The 23110-nt window shown below is 45.0% G+C and carries 20 protein-coding genes and 1 riboswitch; of the genes, 4 read left to right on the forward strand and 16 right to left on the reverse strand.

Going from position 1 to position 23110, the window contains the following annotated elements:
• Positions 1 to 11: 11 nt before the first annotated feature.
• The 9 genes from whiA to BMW45_RS00235 form a co-directional block, all read right to left on the reverse strand.
• Entirely contained in the window at positions 12 to 980 is a 969-nt protein-coding gene (gene whiA / locus BMW45_RS00195) for a DNA-binding protein WhiA (protein ID WP_092240030.1), read from the reverse strand.
• A gap of 2 nt (positions 981 to 982) precedes the next feature.
• Positions 983 to 1864, reverse strand: a complete 882-nt coding sequence (gene rapZ, locus BMW45_RS00200) for an RNase adapter RapZ (protein ID WP_092240031.1) — start codon at positions 1862 to 1864, stop codon at positions 983 to 985.
• Positions 1865 to 1883: 19 nt separating this feature from the next.
• Positions 1884 to 2795 carry a UDP-N-acetylmuramate dehydrogenase gene (murB, locus tag BMW45_RS00205; RefSeq protein ID WP_092240032.1) on the reverse strand — a complete coding sequence of 304 codons (912 nt, stop codon included), beginning with the start codon at positions 2793 to 2795 and terminating at the stop codon, positions 1884 to 1886.
• An 8-nt stretch (positions 2796 to 2803) separates the two neighbouring features.
• Positions 2804 to 3736 carry an HPr(Ser) kinase/phosphatase gene (gene hprK, locus BMW45_RS00210; RefSeq protein ID WP_025231831.1) on the reverse strand — a complete coding sequence of 311 codons (933 nt, stop codon included), beginning with the start codon at positions 3734 to 3736 and terminating at the stop codon, positions 2804 to 2806.
• Between the two features lie 59 nt (positions 3737 to 3795).
• Positions 3796 to 5667, reverse strand: a complete 1872-nt coding sequence (gene uvrC, locus BMW45_RS00215) for an excinuclease ABC subunit UvrC (protein WP_092240033.1) — start codon at positions 5665 to 5667, stop codon at positions 3796 to 3798.
• Positions 5668 to 5676: 9 nt separating this feature from the next.
• Positions 5677 to 6198, reverse strand: a complete 522-nt coding sequence (locus tag BMW45_RS00220; protein WP_092240034.1) for a DUF1653 domain-containing protein — start codon at positions 6196 to 6198, stop codon at positions 5677 to 5679.
• 15 nt (positions 6199 to 6213) lie between these two features.
• Positions 6214 to 7671, reverse strand: coding sequence for a putative glycoside hydrolase (locus tag BMW45_RS00225; RefSeq protein ID WP_092240035.1), 1458 nt, complete (start codon positions 7669 to 7671; stop codon positions 6214 to 6216).
• 200 nt (positions 7672 to 7871) lie between these two features.
• The gene (locus BMW45_RS00230; protein ID WP_092240036.1) at positions 7872 to 8438 is read right to left on the reverse strand and encodes a DNA-3-methyladenine glycosylase I; all 567 of its coding nucleotides are present in this window, start codon (positions 8436 to 8438) and stop codon (positions 7872 to 7874) included.
• Positions 8439 to 9311 (reverse strand): methionyl aminopeptidase, encoded by an 873-nt coding sequence (locus tag BMW45_RS00235; RefSeq protein ID WP_092240037.1) that lies wholly within the window; start codon positions 9309 to 9311, stop codon positions 8439 to 8441. It lies immediately after the preceding gene.
• A 317-nt stretch (positions 9312 to 9628) separates the two neighbouring features.
• On the opposite strand from BMW45_RS00235, the gene BMW45_RS00245 reads away from it, so the two are divergent.
• Positions 9629 to 11107, forward strand: coding sequence for a DUF1846 domain-containing protein (locus tag BMW45_RS00245; protein WP_092240038.1), 1479 nt, complete (start codon positions 9629 to 9631; stop codon positions 11105 to 11107).
• A gap of 63 nt (positions 11108 to 11170) precedes the next feature.
• On the opposite strand, the gene BMW45_RS00250 is transcribed toward BMW45_RS00245, so the two are convergent.
• From BMW45_RS00250 to BMW45_RS00265, 4 genes are all read right to left on the reverse strand, one after another.
• Positions 11171 to 11749: a phosphotransferase gene (locus BMW45_RS00250; protein WP_092240039.1), complete on the reverse strand. Its 579-nt coding sequence runs from the start codon at positions 11747 to 11749 to the stop codon at positions 11171 to 11173.
• The gene (locus tag BMW45_RS00255) at positions 11710 to 12192 is read right to left on the reverse strand and encodes a hypothetical protein (RefSeq protein ID WP_092240040.1); all 483 of its coding nucleotides are present in this window, start codon (positions 12190 to 12192) and stop codon (positions 11710 to 11712) included. Before BMW45_RS00255 ends, BMW45_RS00250 begins: the two co-directional genes overlap by 40 nt.
• A gap of 98 nt (positions 12193 to 12290) precedes the next feature.
• Positions 12291 to 12521 (reverse strand): amidohydrolase family protein, encoded by a 231-nt coding sequence (locus BMW45_RS00260; protein ID WP_143056999.1) that lies wholly within the window; start codon positions 12519 to 12521, stop codon positions 12291 to 12293.
• A gap of 131 nt (positions 12522 to 12652) precedes the next feature.
• Positions 12653 to 12862, reverse strand: a complete 210-nt coding sequence (locus BMW45_RS00265; RefSeq protein WP_092240042.1) for a hypothetical protein — start codon at positions 12860 to 12862, stop codon at positions 12653 to 12655.
• Positions 12863 to 13265: 403 nt separating this feature from the next.
• On the opposite strand from BMW45_RS00265, the gene BMW45_RS00270 reads away from it, so the two are divergent.
• Entirely contained in the window at positions 13266 to 16115 is a 2850-nt protein-coding gene (locus BMW45_RS00270) for a collagen-like domain-containing protein (protein ID WP_092240043.1), read from the forward strand.
• Positions 16116 to 17007: 892 nt separating this feature from the next.
• On the opposite strand, the gene BMW45_RS00275 is transcribed toward BMW45_RS00270, so the two are convergent.
• Positions 17008 to 18348, reverse strand: coding sequence for an IS30 family transposase (locus BMW45_RS00275; RefSeq protein ID WP_092240044.1), 1341 nt, complete (start codon positions 18346 to 18348; stop codon positions 17008 to 17010).
• Positions 18349 to 18717: 369 nt separating this feature from the next.
• Here BMW45_RS00275 and BMW45_RS00280 point away from each other — a divergent pair, with 369 nt between their 5' ends.
• The gene (locus BMW45_RS00280) at positions 18718 to 19671 is read left to right on the forward strand and encodes an aldo/keto reductase (RefSeq protein WP_242882844.1); all 954 of its coding nucleotides are present in this window, start codon (positions 18718 to 18720) and stop codon (positions 19669 to 19671) included.
• A gap of 68 nt (positions 19672 to 19739) precedes the next feature.
• Complete coding sequence (locus BMW45_RS00285; protein ID WP_092240046.1) at positions 19740 to 20591, forward strand: NAD-dependent epimerase/dehydratase family protein; 852 nt, start codon at positions 19740 to 19742, stop codon at positions 20589 to 20591.
• Between the two features lie 160 nt (positions 20592 to 20751).
• Here BMW45_RS00285 and BMW45_RS00290 read toward each other — a convergent pair whose 3' ends face one another.
• Both BMW45_RS00290 and BMW45_RS00295 read right to left on the reverse strand, forming a co-directional pair.
• Positions 20752 to 21303 carry a VanZ family protein gene (locus BMW45_RS00290; protein WP_092240047.1) on the reverse strand — a complete coding sequence of 184 codons (552 nt, stop codon included), beginning with the start codon at positions 21301 to 21303 and terminating at the stop codon, positions 20752 to 20754.
• A 93-nt stretch (positions 21304 to 21396) separates the two neighbouring features.
• Positions 21397 to 22266 carry an NAD-dependent epimerase/dehydratase family protein gene (locus BMW45_RS00295; protein WP_092240048.1) on the reverse strand — a complete coding sequence of 290 codons (870 nt, stop codon included), beginning with the start codon at positions 22264 to 22266 and terminating at the stop codon, positions 21397 to 21399.
• Positions 22267 to 22588: 322 nt separating this feature from the next.
• A riboswitch (M-box (ykoK) riboswitch) is annotated at positions 22589 to 22747 on the forward strand.
• The last annotated feature ends 363 nt before the right edge of the window (positions 22748 to 23110 follow it).

The following is a 23110-nucleotide window of genomic DNA, read 5'->3' on the forward strand; positions in this document are numbered from 1 at the left end:
CTATGAACGGATTATTCCATTCCGCTGCTAATGCCTGTCCCGCGCAGCCGCCCTGCCAGGTCGCCAAGCTTTCTAAGTCGGTGGTTCACTCCTGATTTGCCTACAGGAGGGTCCAGAGCTTCTCCAAGCTCTTTTAATGTTGCTTCCGGCCTCTCCAACCGTTCCCTGGCAATTTCGCATAAATTGTCCGGAAGATTATCAAGTCCGATTGTATCTCTGATATATGTTATATCTTCTATCTGCTTTACCGCAGCTGATACCGTTTTATTAATATTGGCAGTCTCGCAGTTGACCTGTCGGTTCACACTGTTGCGCATGTCCTTTAAGATCCTGATGTTTTCCAGTTCCATTAAGGCCACCGGAGCTTCCATAACATTCAGAATATCTACGATCTGGTTTCCTTCTTTTATATAAACCACAAAATAGCGTTTCCTCTTAACGATCTTTGCCTCAAGGTCAAAGGTCGCGATAATGGACTTTAGCTGCTGTGCTTTTTCTTCTGTTGCACATACGATTTCAAAGTGGTAGAATTTCTCAGGATCACTTATCGATCCGGAAGAGAGAAATGCACCACGGATAAATGCCCTCCTGCAGCAGGACTGCTGGATGACAACATTCCTTACAAGATTTAAGTTTTCCCCTATTTCTCCGTTTTCATCAAGAAGCTTTGTGGCATGTAAAACACGGATCGCCTCCTCATGTTCCCGGATTGTCACCGTATAGGTACGGTTTTTATTTAAATAAGCATTTCTTCTAATGGACACATCAGTACTTATATTAAATGTTTTTTTCAATAATGTAAAGTACTTTCTTGCAACTGCCACATTTTCCGTATTAATTTTAATCGTAAAGCGGTCGTCTTCCGATATGATTATTTTCCCGCAAAGGCTTATGATCGCAGCCATCTCAGCAATCTGGCAATGCCTTGCCGGACTGATCTGTCTGGAAAGCTCTTCTTTTAACTTGGAAGAAAATGACATGGCTAGACCATCCTTTTCCGTATATTATCCTTATCGATGTCCCGGTGTTCGATCTTAATCCCAAATTCTTCCCTGGATTTAAATCTGTCATAAACAGACCTGGCAATGGTAACCGACCGGTGCTTGCCGCCTGTACATCCGATGGCAATAACCAGCTGGTTCTTTCCCTCCAGTACATAATTGGGAATCAGAAATTCCAGCATATCGTTAAGCTTGTCTAAAAACAGGGCAGCGGTCCCATGCTGCATCACATAGTCCCGCACTTCTTTTTCTTCTCCGGTTTTAGGCCGCAGATCTTCTGCATAGTAGGGATTTGGCAAAAACCTTACATCAAATACCAGATCCGCATCCGACGGAATCCCATACTTGAATCCAAAAGAAAGGATCGTGATATATAAATTCCGGTAGGATTCCCGGTTCACAAATATTTTTTCCAGCTCCTGCCTGAGTTCCTTTGTAAGAAGCCGGCTGGTATCGATGATAAAATCCGCTTCTTCCTTTAAAAACCCCAGCTTTACCCGTTCTTTTTCAATCCCGCTGTCGATCCTTCCGCCAGCCGCCAGGGGATGGGCTCTCCTGGTTTCCTTATAGCGCTTAATCAGTGTTTCGTCACCTGCATCAAGGTAGAGAATTTCAAAGGGTACCCGTTTTCTTGACCAATCATCAAAAATCCTGTTTAAAACCGATAAATCCTCTCCACTTCGGATATCAATCCCCATAGCTGCGTTCCGGATCCCTCCCTGATTGCTCAGGGTCAGCTCTGCGAACGTTTCAATCAGGGGAATGGGAAGATTATCCACGCAATAAAATCCCATATCCTCCAGCATCTTAAGCGCCTGGGTCTTTCCTGCGCCTGACATGCCTGTTACAATTACAAGCCTCACGTTGTTCTCCTTTGCACCGTTAAAACTTCCCCAGTGTCTTTACCTCCATCTCAAGAGCTACTCCGGAATTTTTTAACACCCTTTTTTTCACCTCTTCACACAGGTTTCTGATATCAGCCGCAGTTGCGCCGTCTTTGTTAATGACAAATCCGCAGTGCTTCTCCGAAACCTGGGCGCCGCCCAGGGAAAAACCTCTTAATCCGGCCTCCTCTATGAGCTTGCCGGCAAAATGCCCTTCCGGTCTCTTAAAGGTGCTTCCCGCACTTGGATATTCCAAAGGTTGTTTTTCCTTTCTCCTGCGGGCCAGTTCATCCATCCGGTTTTTAATTGAAACCTCATCTCCAGCCCTTAACCGGATCTTGGCTTCCAACACAACATACTGCTTTGGTATAATACAGCTGGCTCGGTATCCTAAAGAAAGCTGGTCAGCAGGCAGCTCCCTTACTTCTCCCTCCGGTGTCAATACTCTAACAGACCGGAGAACCTCCTTCATCTCCGAACCATAAGCTCCGGCGTTCATCACCACAGCTCCCCCTAGGGTGCCCGGTATCCCGGCTGCAAATTCAAAACCGGTTAAGGTCGCCCTATATGCTTCCAGTGCAATCCGAGCAAGCGGTGCTCCGGCTCCAGCTTTTAAAACCCCCGTCTCTTTATCCACCTGGCAGTGGTTTAAGCAGTCCATGGAAATGACCACTCCATCATAGCCTTCATCTCCAACCAGAAGATTACTTCCATTGCCTAGTATGAAAAAAGGCACCTCTTCCCGACGGCAAAGAGCCATAACAGCAGCAAGCTCTTTCTCATCTGCCGGAATAACAAAGCAGGCGGCAGGCCCCCCCACCCGGAATGAGGTATGCTTTCGCATCTCTTCCCCAACTTTTATATGGTCTTTATCAGCTGCACCAAGAAGTTTTTCATAAAATCCAGTCATCAGACACCTCAATCATCTTGTTTTCTTGAAAGGTTTGCCTGAACGCGGTTATATAATTCCTGAGCCGCGTTGTACCCCATCTTCTTTTGTCTGTAATTGACGGCAGCAGATTCAACAATAATGGCCAGATTACGTCCCGGACGCACCGGAATGGAATGGCATACCACCCGGTTTCCAAGGAATTCCGTATACTGGTCCTCGATTCCCATTCTGTCGTATTCCTTATCTCTATCCCAGTCCTCCAGTTTGATCACCATATCTATGGCCTGAGTATCCTTTACACTTTCCACGCCGAACAGCGTCTTGACATCAATGATGCCGATGCCCCTTAATTCAATGAAATGCCTGGTAATCTCCGGGGCGGTTCCAATCAGTGTCTCATCGCTTACCTTGCGGATTTCCACCACATCATCGGTGACAAGACGGTGGCCTCGTTTGATCAGTTCCAGAGCCGCCTCACTTTTTCCAATGCCGCTTTCTCCCATGATCAGTACACCTTCGCCGAATACGTCAACCAAAACCCCGTGAATGCTGATACAGGGTGCAAGCTTCACTTTAAGCCAGCGGATGATCTCCGCCATAAGATCGGAAGTGGTTTTATCTGATACAAGGCATGGTACGCCGTAATGGTTGCAAAACGCCAGCATATCTTCATCCGGACTCTGGCTCCGGCTGTATACCAGGCACGGAATCTGGCTGGATAAAAGCTTGTCGTACATCTCAAGCTTTCTGTCATGTTCCATCTGATGAATGTATTCCTGTTCCACATAACCGATGATCTGCACCCGCTCGTTGTCAAAATGGTCGTAAAATCCGGCTAACTGTAAAGCCGGACGATTGACATCCGGATGGCTGATCACAATTTTTTCCGCGTCAATCTCCGGAGTCATGTTCCGGAAATTCATCTTCTTTATCAAATCAGTAATAGCTACTCCATGCATGGCGCTCCTCTTTTCCATCTGTTTTTTTCATACTATCACAGATTTCGTCATTTGAAAAGCTATATGTGGAAGAACTCGTAAACGCTTTTCGCTGCCAGAGCATTCATACCCGGTACTTCGGAAAGCTCCTCCACGGTCGCTTCCTTTATGGCTTCCAGCCCTTTAAACCGGCGCATCAGCGCCTTTCTCCTGTTGGGGCCGATGCCAGGAATATCGTCAAGAATGGATTTTACCTGTCCCTTGCTTCTTAAACTTCTATGGTATTCGATGGCAAACCGGTGTGCTTCATCCTGGATCCTGGTGACCAGCTTAAATCCTTCGGAATGCCTGTCAATGGGAATTTCTACGTTATTATAGTAAAGCCCTCTTGTCCTGTGATTGTCATCCTTTACCATACCGCAGACAGGAATGGAAATATCCAGTTCCTTTAAAACCTCCAGGGCAATGTTTACCTGCCCCCGTCCTCCATCCATCATGATTAAGTCCGGGAAACGGGTAAAGCTTCCAAGCTCCTCATCCACGCCCTTTTCTTTTAAGCTTTCTGCTTCCTTAAGGCCATGGGAAAATCTTCTTGTGAGCACCTCATTCATGGAAGCATAATCATTGGCACCCTTGACCCATTTGATCTTAAACTTCCTGTAATCATTTCTTCTTGGTCTTCCATTTTCATAGACAATCATTGAGCCTACAGACTCAAAGCCGCTTATGTTGGAAATATCAAATGCCTCGATCCGCTTAATGCCGGAAAGACCGAGCCAGCCGCCTACCTCATTCATGGCGCCGATGGTACGAAGCTCTTCCCGCTTTATCTTTTCCTTATCCTGAGAAAGAACAAGTGCGGCATTTTTCTCCGCCAGTTCCACCAGGCGTTCCTTCTGGCCTTTCCGGGGAACTACGATTCTGACCTTCTGACCGCGCTTTGCAGAAAGCCATTCCCCTATGACGCTTTCATCCTCAAGATCGGTCTGCACCCACAGCTCTTTTGGAACAAAAGGAGTTCCTGCATAGAACTGTTTGACAAAACTGGTCAGGATCTGCTTGTTATCCTCTGCCGTTGCGATACTTACATGGAAATGCTCCCGGCCGATAAGCCTGCCTTCCCGGACAAAAAATACCTGAACCACGGCATCCTTTTCATCCTTTGACATGGCAATGATATCCCTGTCTTCCATGCCGCTGTCCGTGATCTTCTGCTTCTGGGAGATCTGCTTAACACTGTTTAACAGATCCCGGTACTCAATGGCCTTTTCATAATCCATTTCTTCCGATGCCGCCTGCATCTTCTCTTCCAGCATCTTAATTACAGGTCCATATTTTCCGCCTAAAAAGTCCAGGGCACGGTTTATGGATTTCCAGTAATCTTCCTTGCTGATATAATCCTGGCACGGGGCCGAACACTGCTTGATATGATAATTCAAGCAGGGGCGTTCCTTCCCGATGTCTCTTGGCAGATTCCGGTTGCAGGTTCTTATCTGATAAAGCTTATGGATCAGCTCAATGGTATCCTTTACCGCTCCGGCGCTTGTATACGGTCCAAAATACTTGCTTTTATCTTTTTTCATATCCCTGGAAAATAAGATCCTGGGATAGTCCTCGTAAACCGTTACCTTGATATAGGGATAGGTCTTATCATCCTTTAGCATGGTATTGTAACGGGGACGATGTTCCTTAATGAGATTGCATTCCAGCACAAGGGCTTCCAGCTCAGAGTCTGTTATAATGTATTCAAACCGGGCGATCCTCGACACCATTTGTTCGATTTTTGCCGTTTTATTTCTGCTGCTCTGAAAGTACTGCCTGACCCTGTTTTTTAAGCTGATGGCTTTTCCCACATAGATGATTTCGTCCCGCTTGTCGTGCATGATATACACGCCAGGCTGGGACGGCAGTTTTTTTAATTCTTCTTCTATATTAAATGACCTGTGGTCCACTGAAACAAATCACCTCAATCTTGATCCCTCGTATTTATTCTGCAGCTCCAGATACCTTTTCACTGCATAATATTTCTCCTCAGGTTCTGAATCCGGCCTTCCGATCTCCATTATCTCGCAGATTGCTAAAAGCTCTTCCGCAGAAAACCGGTCCTTCCGGTTCTCAAGAACCTCCAACTTCTCATGATACGTCCCGGCATCAAGAAATGCAAGGAGATTTTTATTTTCATGATGACAATCATCCGGGGGCAAGCTCTCCTGACTTTGGAGACTGGCTTCCGCCACAGGCTGTTCAGAACCGGTGTCCACCCGTTCAAACCTGCATTTCTGCTTTACATCCGGATACTTTTCATGGTCCACCTCACTGATAAACATGGACAACGGACGGGCATATGTTCCAAAGGATCCATATAACGCCTGATAAACAACCAACTCTTCTCCTGTTTCGGAATGAACCGCAACGGTTATCACCTGGTACATCTTGTCTTTAAAATGCCGGTAGAAATCTCCTGGTCTGGGTGCTCTGTCCATGGCTTTCCTCACTTCCTAATCCCTTAAGCCGCCTGTGGTCACAATGACAACATCGGGCTTGGGTCTGGTTTTCTTTTTATTTTCCTTCTCCTGTTCCGTCTCTGCTGCTGTGCTTCCTTCCAGGCTCTTTTCTGTCCTTACTTCTTTGCTTTCCGTCTGTACCTCGGTTGGTACTTCAGTTGGTACCTCGGTCGGTACCTCAGTTGATGCGGAAGAGGTCATTTCCGTTTCTCTTATTCTGGCAAGCTTTTCTGCCTCTTCTTTCGCCGCCTCCCGGCTTAAGAAGCCATCCCAGGTATACCGGTTGGATGCGCTCCAAAGAATCCACTCATCATAGCCTGCATCATAGACCGCCTGGATCTGGGCCCTTACTTCCTTAGCCCCGTAAGTAATATGGTGTTCCAGATAGGAAGCCGTAAAATCCTGGAGCCAGGGGCGGACAATGGCCTGTTGCTTCCCAGCCACTCTGGCAGTTTCCAGTTCCTTCCTGGACAGCTTTAAAGCGGCTCGTATGGTACGGTATGGCTCCATATCCGGATGATCGATTCCAAAGTTACCGTCACCGTAATGGGAAGGGTAAATCATGGGACAAATATAATCCAAGTGGCATGCCATCTCCTGATAGATCTGCCCTACTGCCTCTGCGTCCACCCTGCTTCCGATGATGGTGCCAAACACATCTGCTGAAACAAAAATATTGCGGGAAGACAGCTTGTCATATGCATACTGGATAAATTCCGTAATAATATCAGTTTTGGAACGGCCCCTGGTATCCTTTTCGTCAAATACCACCTGCTTCATGGTGCTGTCCGTGGAAAAACGGATGTAGTCAAACTGGACTTCATCAAAACCAACCTTGGAAGCTTCGGTTCCCACCTCCACCAGATAATCCCATACCTCTGTCCGGTAAGGGTTCACCCAGGCCAGTCCCTTGTTATCCCGGTATAAACTTCCGTCCTTGTTCTTAAGTGCCCATTCCGGCTTTTTCTCGGCCAGATAAGGATCCCTGAACGCCACCACCCGGGCAATGGTATAAAGCCCCCTGGCCTTTAACTGAGCCATGAGACTGTCAATATCTTTGATGTACTTTTCTGTGGCACCGATCTCATTAACCGTAGGTGCATCCGCCATGGCAAAGGTAATCCGTCCGTCATCATTCTTCACATCAATGACAACCGTATTAATCTCAGTACCCTGGATCTTGTCCAATATTGCCTGGAGCCCTTCAGAGCCGGCCATATATCCGGAAATATAGATTCCCTTTACCTTTACCGGCTTCTTTCCCGGTTTTGCGGAAACTTCAACAGGAAGCTTCTCAGCCTCTGCCTCTGTGCTCTGCTCGGATTCCTCTGTACTCTGCTGAGATTCTTCTGTTTTGTTGTCTTTCTCTGGGGGGTCGGAAATTCCTTTGTACCTGCTGCATCCGGAGGTCACCAACGAGAATGCAATCACTGCCAAAAGCCATCTTTTCATAATACTCCTGTTCACTTTCTTTATGGTTTCAGGTGTTGAATGTAATAAATATTTAACATTTTACCACAATTTGTAAAATTTTCCAATAAAAATTACATTTTCCGGATGCAGCCCTATTCTTTTAGCCTCTTATTTCATAAGCTATGTACTCTTTATCCAAATAATTCCCCACTTTTTCTTTGTATGATCTGCCTCTGTTTTCAGCCGTTCTGACTGCTCTCCCGGCAGAAACAGGAAAGCTCATGGTCATTGACCACACCAATTGCCTGAAGATAGGAATAGATGGTAACAGAACCTACAAAGGCCATTCCCCTCTTCTTTAAATCTTTCGAAACCTGGTCGGACAGCTCCGTTTTAACTGGGAAGTTGTCATCCTGATTGATAATGACTTCCCTGTTTGTGAATCCCCATAGATACTCGGAAAAAGAGCCGAACTCCCGCTGGATCTCCAGAAATGCACGGGAATTTTTTACTGCAGCTTCTATTTTTTTCCGGTTTCTTATAATGCCGGTATTCTCCATTAAGCTATTTATTTTCTCCTCACCGTAGCATGCCACCTTTTCCACATCAAAGCCATCAAAGGCTTCCCGGAAGGATTCTCTCTTTCTCAGTATGGTGATCCAGGAAAGACCTGCCTGAAAGGTTTCCAAAAGGAACATCTCATAAAGCTTTTTATCATCATAAACAGGAACTCCCCACTCTTCGTCGTGATATTTCACATAAACCGGAGAGGATTCATCCACCCAAAAGCATCGTTTTTTCTCCATTTATCTTGCAAGCACCTCCGCTCCTTCTTCCGTGATCAAAACAGTATATTCCCACTGGGCAGACAGGCTTCCATCCTTTGTATAGATGGTCCAGCCGTCATTGTCATCCTGTACTACATCGGCTTTTCCGGCATTTACCATTGGCTCAATGGTAAATATCATCCCTGGTACAAGAAGCATGTCGGTTCCCCTTGTGCCGATGTGGCTGACCCATGGCTCCTCATGGAAATCCACGCCCACGCCGTGTCCGCCGATTTCCCGCACTACCGTAAAGCCATTGGCATAGATATGTTCCGAAATAGCTGCTCCGATATCTCCCAGATGGCCCCATGCCCTGGCTTCCTTCACAGCCAGATCCACACTCTCCTTTGTGACACGGACAAGTCTTAATGCCTCATCCGACACATTGCCGACGCAGAACATTCTGGAGGCATCGGCGTAGAAACCGTCAACAATGGTGGTCGCATCCACATTGACAATATCCCCATCCTTTAAGATCCGGTTAGAATCCGGGATTCCGTGGCATACTACCTCATTGATGGATATGCACACACTTTTGGGATACCCCTCAAAATTAAGGGTAGCAGGGATTCCTCCCATTTTGATAGTATTCTCGTGTACCAGTGTATTGATATCTTCCGTACTGATGCCTGGCTTTATCATCTCACCCACCAGATCAAGAATCCTGTTGTTTACAATTCCTGCACGGCGGACTCCTTCAATCTGAGCCGGCGTTTTTATCATATAGTGCTCTGGAACTTCATCTCCCATGACCGCATAGTTTTCAAGCTTTTGGTCAAAGGGCAGATGACAGTTTTTGTATTTTTTTCCGCTACCGCACCAGCATGCATCATTTCTTCCTATTTTAAACATTTCCATCCTCCTTCTTACTACAACGTTTTAACACGTTTAAGGCCGGTTGTAAAGGGTTTCAGGAAAAAGAAGGGGATAGGAAAAAATCCGTGGTAATTTCATAATTTATATGATACAATTTATAAGTACTATGGTCAAAAAGTTCGTGTATGCGTTATGGTTCAACCATGCCATTCTTAATTTGGCGGATAAAACATATTTCCGAAAGGTATATGTATTTGCCGCCAAATTATTCATGTTGGGCGTCTGCCCTCTGGAAATAATTACACAATTGTTTCTGCATGACTGAACTGTAAGCACACATCATGGAGGGACAAATGAAATTCGGATTTGATAACAATAAGTATTTAACCATGCAGTCAGAACACATCAGGGAACGGATCAGCCAGTTTGGCGACAAGCTTTATCTGGAATTCGGCGGCAAGCTGTTTGATGATTATCACGCTTCCAGGGTGCTCCCAGGGTTTGAACCTGACAGCAAGCTCCGCATGCTGATGCAGCTGTCAGACCAGGCAGAAATCGTGATCGCTATCAACGCTGCGGATATTGAGAAGAATAAAATCCGCCATGATCTGGGCATCACTTATGATGTGGATGTCTTACGACTGATCCAGTCCTTTACGGATAAAGGGCTTTATGTGGGAAGCGTTGTTATCACACAGTATTCCGGCCAGAAGGCCGCTGACCTATTTAAAAGTAAGTTGGAGAAAATGGGAATTAAAGTATACCGCCACTATATCATTGACGGTTATCCAAGCAATGTTTCTCTTATTGTCAGCGACGAAGGATATGGCAGGAATGATTATATAGAAACAACAAAGCCCCTTGTTATTATTACTGCACCAGGACCTGGAAGCGGAAAGATGGCAACCTGCTTATCCCAGCTTTACCACGAGAACAAGCGGGGGATCAAGGCAGGGTATGCGAAATTTGAGACATTCCCCATCTGGAATATCTCCTTAAAGCATCCGGTAAACTTAGCCTACGAGGCCGCTACCGCAGACTTAAACGATGTAAATATGATCGATCCTTTTCATCTGGAGGCCTATGGAAAGACCACCGTTAATTACAACCGTGATGTAGAGATCTTTCCGGTATTAAGTGCTATCTTTGAGGGAATCTACGGAGAATGCCCTTATAAATCCCCCACTGACATGGGTGTAAATATGGTCGGCTTCTGCATGGTGGATGATGAAGTATGCAGGGAAGCTTCCTTGCAGGAAATCATCAGGCGTTATTACCAGGCCCTTTCCCGTCTGGCAAGGGATATGGGTTCCAAAGATGAGGTCTATAAAATCGAGCTTCTCATGAAGCAGGCAAAAATAACTGCTGACATGAGAAAGGTTGTGAATGCCGCCAACAAGCTGGCCGAAGTAAAAGGCTCTCCGGCTGCTGCCCTTGAATTAGAGGACGGAACCATTGTCACAGGAAAAACGACCAACTTATTAGGTGCATCTGCTGCTCTCCTATTAAATACAGTCAAGGTTTTAGGAGATATTCCTCATGACATCCATCTGATTTCTCCATCTGCCATTGAACCGATTCAGAAATTAAAGATCAACTATCTGGGCAGCAAAAATCCCAGACTCCATACGGATGAGGTTCTAATTGCGTTGTCCGCCAGTGCTGCAACCGATCCCAATGCTCAGATTGCCCTGGAACAGCTTCCGAAATTAAAGGGGTGTGACGCCCATACTTCGGTACTGCTTTCCGATGTGGATGTTAAGGTGTTTAAGAAATTGGGTGTAAATCTGACCTGTGAACCTATTTATGAAGAGAAGAAAATCTACCATTAATTAGGAAGATAACTTCCTATTGAAAAAGCAAGGATTCCATATCCTTGCTTTTTCGATGTAAGTCTATCTGCTTTTTATGTTTTTACTTTTATACTGGTTAATATTGTTTAGAATTTCATCTCTTACCTTTGCATAATAAACAACATGTTCTATAGTCTCTTTTACTTCATTTATTCCTAAGTCCTGTTCTTCTTTTGTGTCGCATTCAATCATTAATGCCCTTTTTATATTAAATTCTAACCATTCAAGTCTTCCAAAATTACAATAATAAACAGTTTCCCAATCAATATTGGTATCTAGTGTTGTATTCCTAAAATAAGAATTGAAAAAGGAATTAAACAAATCGTAATGGATATTACATTTTTCATAACCAGACCAGCATAATGCAAGCTCAAACAATTCTAAATATGGATTAGAATATCCCAGGCACTCTAAATCAATTATTTTATAATCGTCTTTTATCCATAATACATTTTTACTATCCATATCATTGTGACAGATACTTAATACCTTAGGCATACTTTTTATTGCCTTATTACCACAATTCATACTTTCATTTAAAATTTCAACTTTATCTTGCAGCAAAACATAGATTGGTGAATTTACTTTCTTTGCTGACTCAATATATTTATTAAAATCCACTCCACATGAATTTCATTCCTTATAAATTCATTATTCTTTAAATCGATATTGTGGATATTGGATAAAGCTTCTCCTATTTTATTACAATTAATTTCTTTTATCTCATTATTTTTTAATGATTTTCCATCATACCAATTATATACATAAAAATATTGTCCGTTTAATTCCTGCATTTTCTTTTTGTTATAAATCAAAGAGTATATTGCCGGAATATTATTTTGTTTTAATTTTTCTTCAATAATATCCGCTTGATTATAGTTATTCATAGCGGTAGCTCTGCTCATAATGTTAGGATTTAATAAATTGATGATATAGTTTCCCTTATCAGTGCTAATTTTGTACATCTTATGTGTAAGACCACCTGTAACCTTTTCAGGTTCCGAAATCATTTTACCCATGTTAAAACTTATTAAAATCGTTTCAAAGAATTCTTTTAAATTCATGCGAATATTCCTCTTATAAAGATTGTACCTTGCAGTTGATAGGGTCACCATACATGGAGTCAGATAACCGGCAAATGAAACCATTATTGAATCTTCTCTTACGGCTCAAATTTACATACATTTCCCTCTTTTATAACAAATGAAATCTTCTCCATGCTTGTAATATCATACCATGGGCTTACTTCTGCAGCAACTACATCCGCAAAGGATCCCGGCTTTATGCAGCCTGCCTTTCCTGAAAAGCCCATCATCTTTGCAGGAGTTATCGTTGCGGACAACAGTCGTTCCTTAGCGTTGAAATCCCCATATTTCTGCGCAAATTCTTCCACCTCTTTCTATGACTATTGTTATAGGTTCCGTCATCCGTGCCAACAGCAATCTTCACACCTGCCTTCCGGCACTTTTTCAATTCTCTCCATGACGCACTACGCACATCATGGCTTTTTCCATTTCTCCTTAGTCAATCCGCCAGCTGATCCCATCTCGATGATTTTGGTTGCTGCAATAATCGTTGGTACCAGATAAAACCATGCTTCACCAACATTTCAATGCACTCATCAGCCATCATCATGCCGTGCTCGATGGAGGTGATTCCGCGGCGAATCGCCATCTTTATCCCATCTGTCACATAGGCATGGGCGGTTGAAATGCGCCCTTTACTATTTGCCACTGTGGAATGGCTCTTATCTGCAATGCTCCAGATCAGTCATATCAAATCTCGTGAAGCACTTCTTCCCGCATTTCATAGAAAAAATTGATTCCAACCAATTAGTCTACTAAGATTATCAAACATTTAGCAAAAAAATGATGCTAAAAACGTATTCTTCATATATTCCCGACTTAATCAATGTTGGTCTACTTAATTAACAGAAGTCATAAAACCTTGTCCTTTAGCTGGATTTACTCCTGAGTTTATGATGGAAGGTCTTTAACTTATAGTCTGACAAACTTGTCTTTCAACTCATATGATACATTATAAAGCGGTGAAAAACCCTTTATATTATGATTTTAGCCTTGTTAAAGAAGGTTTAAGAAAGTACTCGCAAATCACACCTTAACAGAAGGGAGTTATAATGAATAACTGTAGAAATAGCGACGATTTTTGTTGTTTTGATAGATGCTGTTGTTGCAGACCTAAATGCCGCCAGGGCCCGACTGGACCGACTGGACCGACTGGGCCTACCGGACCGACTGGACCTAGAGGCTTACAGGGACCGACTGGACCTAGAGGCTTACAGGGACCGACTGGACCTACTGGACCGACCGGCGCTCAGGGGCCGACTGGACCGACCGGGGCTACTGGCGCCCAGGGACCGACTGGACCGACCGGGGCTACTGGACCGACTGGACCTCAAGGACCGACTGGACCGACTGGCGCTACCGGTGCCCAGGGACCGACTGGACCGACCGGACCGACCGGGGCTACTGGCGCTCAGGGACCTATTGGACCGACCGGGGCTACTGGCGCCCAGGGACCAACTGGACCGACTGGCGCTACCGGTGCCCAGGGACCGACTGGACCTACTGGACCTCAGGGACCTACTGGACCGACCGGGGCTACCGGCGCTCAGGGACCTACTGGACCTACCGGGGCTACTGGCGCCCAGGGACCTACTGGACCTACCGGGGCTACTGGCGCTCAGGGACCTACCGGACCTACCGGGGCTACTGGCGCCCAGGGACCTACTGGACCTCAGGGACCTACTGGACCGACCGGCACTACTGGCGCCCAAGGACCGACTGGACCTACTGGACCTCAGGGACCTACTGGACCGACTGGCGCTACCGGTGCCCAGGGACCTACTGGACCTACTGGGGCTACCGGTGCCCAGGGACCTACTGGACCGACCGGGGCTACTGGCGCTCAGGGACCTACTGGACCGACCGGGGCTACTGGCGCCCAGGGACCTACTGGACCGACAGGGGCTACTGGCACCCAGGGACCTACTGGACCTACTGGACCTCAGGGACCTACTGGACCGACCGGGGCTACTGGCGCTCAGGGACCTACTGGACCGACCGGAGCTACTGGCGCCCAGGGACCTACTGGACCTACTGGCGCGACTGGACCTCAGGGACCTACTGGACCTACTGGCGCTACCGGCGCTCAGGGACCGACCGGACCGACCGGGGCTACCGGCACTCAGGGTCCGACTGGACCTACTGGTGTCCAAGGACCGACTGGACCTCAGGGGCCTCAGGGACCACAAGGTATTGAAGGATCTGTTGGACCTACTGGACCTATTGGATCTACCGGACCTACCGGGCCTACTGGGCCTACTGGCTCTACCGGCGCTACTGGTGCCCAGGGACCGACTGGACCGACTGGACCACAGGGACCACAAGGACCACAAGGTATTGAAGGACCTGTAGGACCTACCGGACCTACTGGTGCTACTGGTGCCCAAGGACCTACTGGACCTACTGGTGCTACTGGTACCCAAGGACCTACTGGACCTACTGGTGCTACTGGTACCCAGGGACCGACTGGACCTACTGGTGCTACTGGTACCCAGGGACCTACTGGACCTACTGGTGCAACCGGACCTACCGGACCGACTGGCCCTACTGGCGCTACTGGTGCCCAGGGACCTACTGGACCTCAGGGACCTCAGGGACCACAAGGTATTGAAGGACCTGTTGGACCTACTGGACCGACTGGTGCTACCGGTGCCCAAGGACCTACCGGGCCTACTGGCTCTACCGGCGCTACTGGTGCCCAGGGACCTACTGGACCTACTGGACCACAGGGACCTCAGGGACCACAAGGTATTGAAGGACCTGTTGGACCTACCGGACCTACTGGTGCTACAGGGGCCCAAGGACCTACCGGGCCTACTGGACCTACTGGCGCTACTGGTGCCCAGGGACCTACCGGACCTACCGGACCTCAGGGACCTCTGGGGCCACAAGGTATTGAAGGACCTGTTGGACCTACTGGACCTACTGGTGCTACAGGGGCTCAAGGACCTACCGGGCCTACTGGCTCTACCGGCGCTACTGGTGCCCAGGGACCGACTGGCCCTACTGGACCACAAGGGCCTCAGGGACCACAAGGTATTGAAGGACCTGTTGGACCTACCGGACCTACTGGTGCTACAGGGGCCCAAGGACCTACTGGACCTACTGGCTCTACCGGCGCTACTGGTGCCCAGGGACCTACCGGACCTACTGGACCTCAGGGACCTCTGGGACCACAAGGTATCGAAGGACCTGTTGGACCTACCGGACCGACTGGTGCCCAAGGACCGACTGGACCGACTGGCTCTACCGGTACTACTGGTGCCCAGGGACCGACTGGACCGACTGGACCTCAAGGACCTCAGGGACCACAAGGAATTGAAGGATCTGTTGGACCCACTGGACCTACTGGGCCTACTGGCTCTACTGGACCGACTGGGCCTCAGGGATCAGAAGGACCTCAGGGACCACAAGGAATTGAGGGACCTGTTGGACCTACAGGACCGACTGGATCTACAGGACCGACTGGACCTACTGGGCCAACCGGCGCCAGCGGCGCCATTCCAACCGCGTTTTTTAATGCCAATCTCTCCGCTTCCGGAAGCTTTATTGATGTGCCGGTGGAGAATGTCATTTATCATTTACAATTTAGCACTGCCACGCAGTTGACGTTATTTTTAATGCCAGCCACTGTACCTGTACTAATAGATTTGAAACGTTCCAGCCAATTTGACACAACTGGAGTTGATGCGTTTACCAGAGATAATTTTACGCTTTCAGCTAGCTTAGATATTGATACCATCGTGTTCAATTCGTCCAGGGAAATGCATAGAACCTGGCTGCGGCAGCAGAATCCTGTTACCGGCTTATGGTCCTTGCACGAAATAGACCTTTTCGCTTCCAATGGCAGCGCTAGAGTCACCATTTGGATATACCAAATCTTCACGAATGTAAGCCTTTGATAAAGATTATTAGGTATGCTTAATTATTAATGGTCCCATTACCCCAGCAGTACAGTCTGGGATTTATAACCATCGGTGGCACTCAGGCGCAAAGCTTGCCTTTCTTCTATTCAGGAGGCCTGTTTATTCAGTAAAAAAGTCAAACGGAAGGAATATACCCTTATTTAATAATAGTAAAAGTCTCCATCACCCATAAACGGTTGGTAAAACGAATGGTAATAAGCCTTTATAGTCAGGCCAGCATTTTTAGATGCTGGCCTTCACTTTGTTCAAACCAGTATACTTTTGACTCGCTGAAGCTTCCGAAAGCACATCTATTGTTTTTACCCTTGAAATTTCTTATTATGATACTTAATTTAAATTACTTGTTGAAATATCTTCTCCTTTTTAAATTCCCAGGGACTCATTACTGGCAGCCGCTGCAAACGCATCTTAGTGTCAAACTGCTTATGGCGGCGCCTTAACGACCAGCCATTCCCTTTGATTGAATGATAAGTTTCAAAAAGACAGAACGACGGCGGGGACAGAGCTTAATCCTGTTCCCTATTATCGACAGCGCAATGTGGACAAGATATTAGGGTCAATTTACTTTTTAGTCCTTTCATTCTTTTCATAGCCTTCTCATAATCTTCTCATTTTACGGCTTTCTAAACAAACCGTTAAGTGAGAAGGTAAATTCGTGATTTTTCTACTCCCTTGATTTTGCAGGACTGAAATCATGTTTTACCAGTTTACGGGTTACTTAAATAGCGTTATAATGCATTTATAGAGGTCTGTTTCCATGAGTGCAAGCATGGTAAACAGGCATCTGGCTTAGCGTGCAAGACTAAATTCCACATACCTTTTTCGTGCAGGATTAAATTCGGCAGTGGATTCCGTCTTGTATATAGGTTTATTTTTTGAATAAGGAAGGCTTCAGTGAGACCTCATCTGCAGGGATTTCCCTGAGCTTAAGGAGTTTATGGAGCTTGTTATTCAAAAGAAGCTGGGACAGCCTGAACGGAGTGCAACTGTTCAGGCTGTCCCTCGCTTCGCTATTGATGTGGTTCATTAGTTTTATGGCATCAGCCTGTGTGTATGGATCCAGACTTTCGCCTTTGGGAATCACATAACGTATATATTCATGATTCTTTTCTATCATGCCTTTCTGCCAGGAACTGTTCGGATTACAGTAAAAAATCTTTGTGCGGATTTGGCCATTTCTATCACACTCCAGACGGGAAGGGAACTGGAATTCAGTTCCATTGTCGGTAAGAATAACCGGAAACAGTTCCCGAAAGGTTTCTATACCAAGCTTTTTCGTCAACTGATCAAATACTCCAATGACATGATCCTGGGTCTTTTCTTCCAAAACAAAAATCAGCATAAGAGAGCAGTTCCGAAAGAACATCGTCATAAAGGCCTGTTTGCTGTTATCTCGTCCACCTTCCACTGTGTCCATTTCCACAATCGGAATCATAGGATTTTCCTGTATGTATTTCTGAAAATCTTCATAGGTTCTGCCAATACGAAATTCCTTAGCAGCAAGGCTTATCCTTGTACCTGTTTTCCTTGGTTTACATTTATAACGCACTTTACGCCTTAGATCTATATTCCTGGCGGTAAATACACCCTGCTCAATGTAACTGTAAAGAGTTTTACGACTACAGGGAATCTCATGCCCATGAAAGGCATAGATATGGGCCAAGGATTGACCCTGCTTTAACAAAGGTGAAATTAAATCATCCAGCATTGCGATATCGGCAGGATTTTGGTTGATGCCTAAACGGCAGGATACAAGCAGTTCCTGATATGACTTATCCGCATTTTGGGCGATATAGAATGCTTTATGCTTATTACACCGTTTGCTTTTAGGGCAGCTATTGCAGACATAAGGAGCTTTTCGGACGGAAGGACATTGTGGTTCTTTGTATTCAGGACAAAGATAAGAACATTTAACAACCTGCAGTTTTACATCAAAACAGGATTTGCACATTTTCACACAATCCTTTTCATCACAGAGGAACCGCATGGTACATTCTTTGAACAGAGCACACCGGGACGGCTTTTGGGGATCAGCGTCATAAGGCTGAAAAGTGCGGTATTTCTTCACTTCTTTTGTGATGGTGCTTGGATGTTTATCCAGCTTCCTTGCAATGGCAGCGAAGGAAAGTCCCTCATTCAAGCCCTTTTCGATATGGATACGTTGACTGGTAGAAAGATGCTTCTGGTCATATACTTTTTTCTTGGGCATAATAGACCTCCTTTATCGGAGGAATCCACCATCTTTACCATACCATATATCGTGTAAGACTAAAATCCTCTAACACGAATTTAATAGGTGAATCACGAATTCACTTTAACATTTAACAGCTTTCTAAACAAACAACGATTGACTTAAAGTTAACATTAAGGTTTATAATTATCACAAGCATTACCAATGAGCATATCAAAATACTTTAGAGGAAACGGGAAACATGATGACTATGGCAGCCTGCCTATGCTGTTTGCTTAAGGCGGTGTAGTGTACAGCTTAAATCCAGCAGAGCAGCCTGATTAGGAGTTGCTTTATGATAGCGGCCCCTCATATCCGAAAGGAGGAATCTATATGCAATATAACAATTTGCCCGGAACAAGTATTAAAGTTTCATTACTAAGCCTTGGCACAATGATGTTCGGCGCTCAGACCAGCGAAGCTGACAGTCTCGCCATCATGGATTTTGCCTGCGGTCAAGGTGTAAACTTTTGGGACACTGCCAATGTGTACAATCAGGGCGAAAGCGAACGCATCGTCGGCAAGGCCTTAAGAGGACGGCGCGATAAAATCATTCTCGCCACGAAAGTCAACGGCCAGATGGGCGAAAACCCGAATGACAGGGGCCTTTCGCGCCGGAATATTGTCTCCGCTGTGGATGCCAGCTTAAAGCGCCTGAATACGGATTATATTGACCTCTATTATATGCACGCCCCAGATTACGAAACAAAGATTGAGGAAACTCTGGAGACAATGACTGGTCTTGTTAAGGCTGGAAAGGTCCGCTATATCGGTGTAAGTAATTTTGCCGCCTGGCAGATCGCCGATATGCTGGCTATCTGCGATAAACGGGGATACATCGCACCGGTCATCACGCAGAACGTATACAACCTCATTACGCGCGGCGTAGAGACGGAGCTCATTCCATTTTTGCAGGCGCATGAACTTGGAATGGCAGTATACAACCCTATCGCAGGCGGACTTCTGGCCGGAAAACATAAGCCAGGCGCCCCGGCAGAAAATACCCGTTTCGCAAACAGTGAAGCCTATTATAAACGCTACTGGTCAGATGAGAATTTTGCAGCTGTTGAAAAGCTGACAGAAATCGCTTCAGAGAATGGTATGAGTATACTAGAACTTTCCATGAAATGGTGTGCAAACCGCGCCAAAGTCACCAGCGTGATCAGCGGTGTCAGCAAGCTCTCACAGTTAGAACAGAATATAACTTCACTGGAGGGAGCCGCGCTTCATGATGACGTGCTGCAGGCTTGTGATGCTGTATGGCATTCCCTGGCGGGTACACGCTTTGGATACAATCGATAACAAATAAAAACGGAAAAGTAATAAGCTTAGTAACATATTTTAATCACTTATAGAAAGAGGATTTATATATGAAAAAAATAGTGATAACCGGAACCGCGGGCCTTCTTGGCCCCTACGTAGTTAAGCATTTTTTAGAGCAGGGATATGAGGTTCTGAGTGTAGACAAAGTAAAGCCGGCCGAGACTTTGACACGTCATATGACGGCTGACTTAACCAACCTGGGCGAATGTTATGGAATCTTAGATGGCGCATATGCTGTGATCCACCTTGCTGCAATCCCTACAGCATACATTTTCCCCAATGAGGTAACATTTCAAAATAATGTAATGGCCACTTATAATATTCTCGAAGCGGCGGCAGGATTAGGAATCACAAAAGCTGTTATTGCCTCCAGCGAATGTACTTATGGGATCTGCAACTCCCGCCAGGGTTTGACACCTGTTTATGTTCCCGTAGATGAAGAACACCCTGCACTTCCTGAAGACAGCTATGGCCTTGGAAAAATAGTTGGAGAAACAATTGCTGACGCGATTAACCGCCGCTGCGGAATGCAGATTATCTCGTTTCGAATCGGCAATATTATAAGCAAAGAGAAATATTTGAACTTCTCCGGTTTTATACATAATTCTGAGAAACGCAAACAACTTATGTGGAATTATATTGACGCTCGTGACATCGCTGTGGCATGCCGCCTTGCTATCGAAAAAGATGGACTCGGTTCTATCGTAATGAATCTTGCCGCTGATGATAACTGTATGGACATCAAAAGCTGTGATCTGATGAAAGCTGAATATCCAAACGTGACTGACATTCGTACTCCAATTGATGAATATCAGACCTTATATTCCAATGAAAAAGCAAAAAAGATCCTGGGTTGGAAGCCTGTTCATTTCTGGAGAGAAAATATACCTCAAGAATAATACGTAAGCAATGGCAAAAAAAAATTTTATGGTACTATATTTATAATAAGTAAAGCTTACAAATGCTAATCTTTTTAGTATTTGCAAGCTTTCAGACTTATAACCCGTCATTCCAGACTGTTATGAAATTAGGAATTTAACCGCTTGTATTATGCTTTATTCAGAATCTCATTTTAATTACAAATAAAAAAAATAATATAACAGGTAATCCTATAATCGTAGATAGTATTGTGATTGTAGTACGTACTTTTTTCTCATCTCGTACTAGGAGTATTGAAAACTTATAGCCTAAAATACCTATCCAGCCACCCAGACAGTTTAGAATTACATCGTCAATGTCTGATGCTCCGATGCCAAAAAGCCCCTGAATGATCTCAACCAATAAACTCACTAAAAATATAAACAGCAAATTGTTCATTACTCTTTTATCATTTTTAAATAATGGTAAATATATACCAAAGGGAACAAAAATAGCTACATTGCCAACCACATTACCAAAAGCAAATCTTTTTAGATTCTCAGAACCACCAGATATATATTCCATTATACTATGAAAAGGAATGAGGTTAATTGACCTGCCTATAGTCCTTTGACTATGAAATAACTCCAAAAGCGAAACTCTTGATAGGAACAGTATTTTAATTAACAAAAGTATATAACAAATGAAAACACCATATAAAAAGACTGTTTCAATTCGCTCTCGCTTATTCATAAGACCTCCATTTTCATTTTATCCAACTCTGCTTACTCTCTGACATTCCGTTTATTAATAATCCGCAGTTTAAGTTCCCACCTTGCTCATTATCTATGCCATTGCTTCCTCAATATATTTGTCAATCAAATCATAAATCCACGATTTTAACGGAGAAAAATCGAATTCCCATTCTGATGCGAGTCTGGTATTTAAGCTGTAATCCGGTGCACCGTTGTAAGGACCGTTATCTCCCGCTTTCGATAAAGCAGCTCGTCTGCCGGTCTTTCCTTCAACATATGCAATTATCTCTCGGAGAGATATTGTTCCCGTACTGCTGCCGTTGACTGGGCCTGTACATTCTTGCTCCGCCAGGAAAGCCAGAAACCGGCCCGCTTCATTTGAACTGACAAATTCCATCTGTGCGTCAATATTGTCAATAAACATGGGAATCCCCTTAACAACATGTTCGATATAGAAATACAATCGTTTTGTATAGTCATCGGTACCAATGACAAAAGGAAATCTGACGGCTGCGCTGTTTTGTGATGGATAAGCTTGAAATAAAGCGCACTCTGCGAGCCTTTTCACCTCACCATATGGATAATCCGTTCTATTGCACCATTTTAACGGCTTTTCATGAGGATTGAAGTCGCTTTCCATTGTGTTGACATGGAGATCATCATATACAGACATGGAGGAGGTCATTACATAGCGCTTGCATTTTATAGAGTCCAGCGCATATTTTACGTCATTGGGACAATAGGCAATATTGTCGCATACCACATCAAACGTCTTGTTGCTAAATACTTCCTCCATATTTTTGGCAGAGCTGCGTTCAACAACTAATCTTCGTACGCTGTTCCCGTAAGTATCTTTTGTCATTCCCCTTGTTGCAATCGTAACATTATGTCCTTTTTTGATGAGTTCTTCAACCATATGTATGCCAAAGTATTTTGTCCCGCCCAAAACTAAAATTTCCATTTTGCTCTCCGATCCGCCATATTTTATAAATGGTCTGTACTTCAAATTCCGATTTAATAAAGTATACCATACATCGGTATAGAAATATAGCGGCGAATTCCCTTTCACTGCTTATTCATCTGTCGGATCAGGATTTCCTCCAAAGCCTGAATTTCCTAATTATAAACGTTTCTAGATAAGAATATTAAATATTATATTTTTCCGGAATTATATTGTTCTCAAACTAATTTTTCTTGTACTCAATTGAATTTATATGGATTGTAAAGAAATGGTTGACAAATTGATACCGGGGACATATACTAGAACAGGTTAATGAATAATTTGACCGTTTCGGTAGGTGAGGCTACCGCAGGGATACGGGTTGCTGCCGCAAAATAGTGGAAACACTATGAGAAGGTGAACAGTCCATGTCGAAAACAAGGCATGGAATAATGCAATTACATTGCCCTGCGAAGCTAAAGCTTGAACGATGGCGGGAAACGCTTTACATACTACAGTCAGGCGTTTTTATAGGGATGTTATCCTCTGTCGTCGTTTTAATATGACGGCAGGGGATTTTTATATTTGGAGGTGAGGACATGGACGACGGAAGTAGTAAGCGTATATACGATGGACAGGATGATACCGCTTGTGACATAAGTGCGCTTTTTTTGTGTGCTCATGCCCAAAACCAGTGCTTTAGGCAAAGGCTTTTATAGGCCACAACTCCTATTGCTGCTTTGCGTGTTGTCCATCGTTAGGTTTGAAAAAACAGACGATGGTTTTTTTATGCCCTTTTTTAACAAAAAAACTCTCCCTAATGGGGTTTATATAAATACTACTAAAACAAGCGAGGTGAACGAAA

Source organism: Lacrimispora sphenoides (assembly GCF_900105215.1).
GTDB classification, from domain to species: Bacteria; Bacillota; Clostridia; order Lachnospirales; family Lachnospiraceae; genus Lacrimispora; species Lacrimispora sphenoides_A.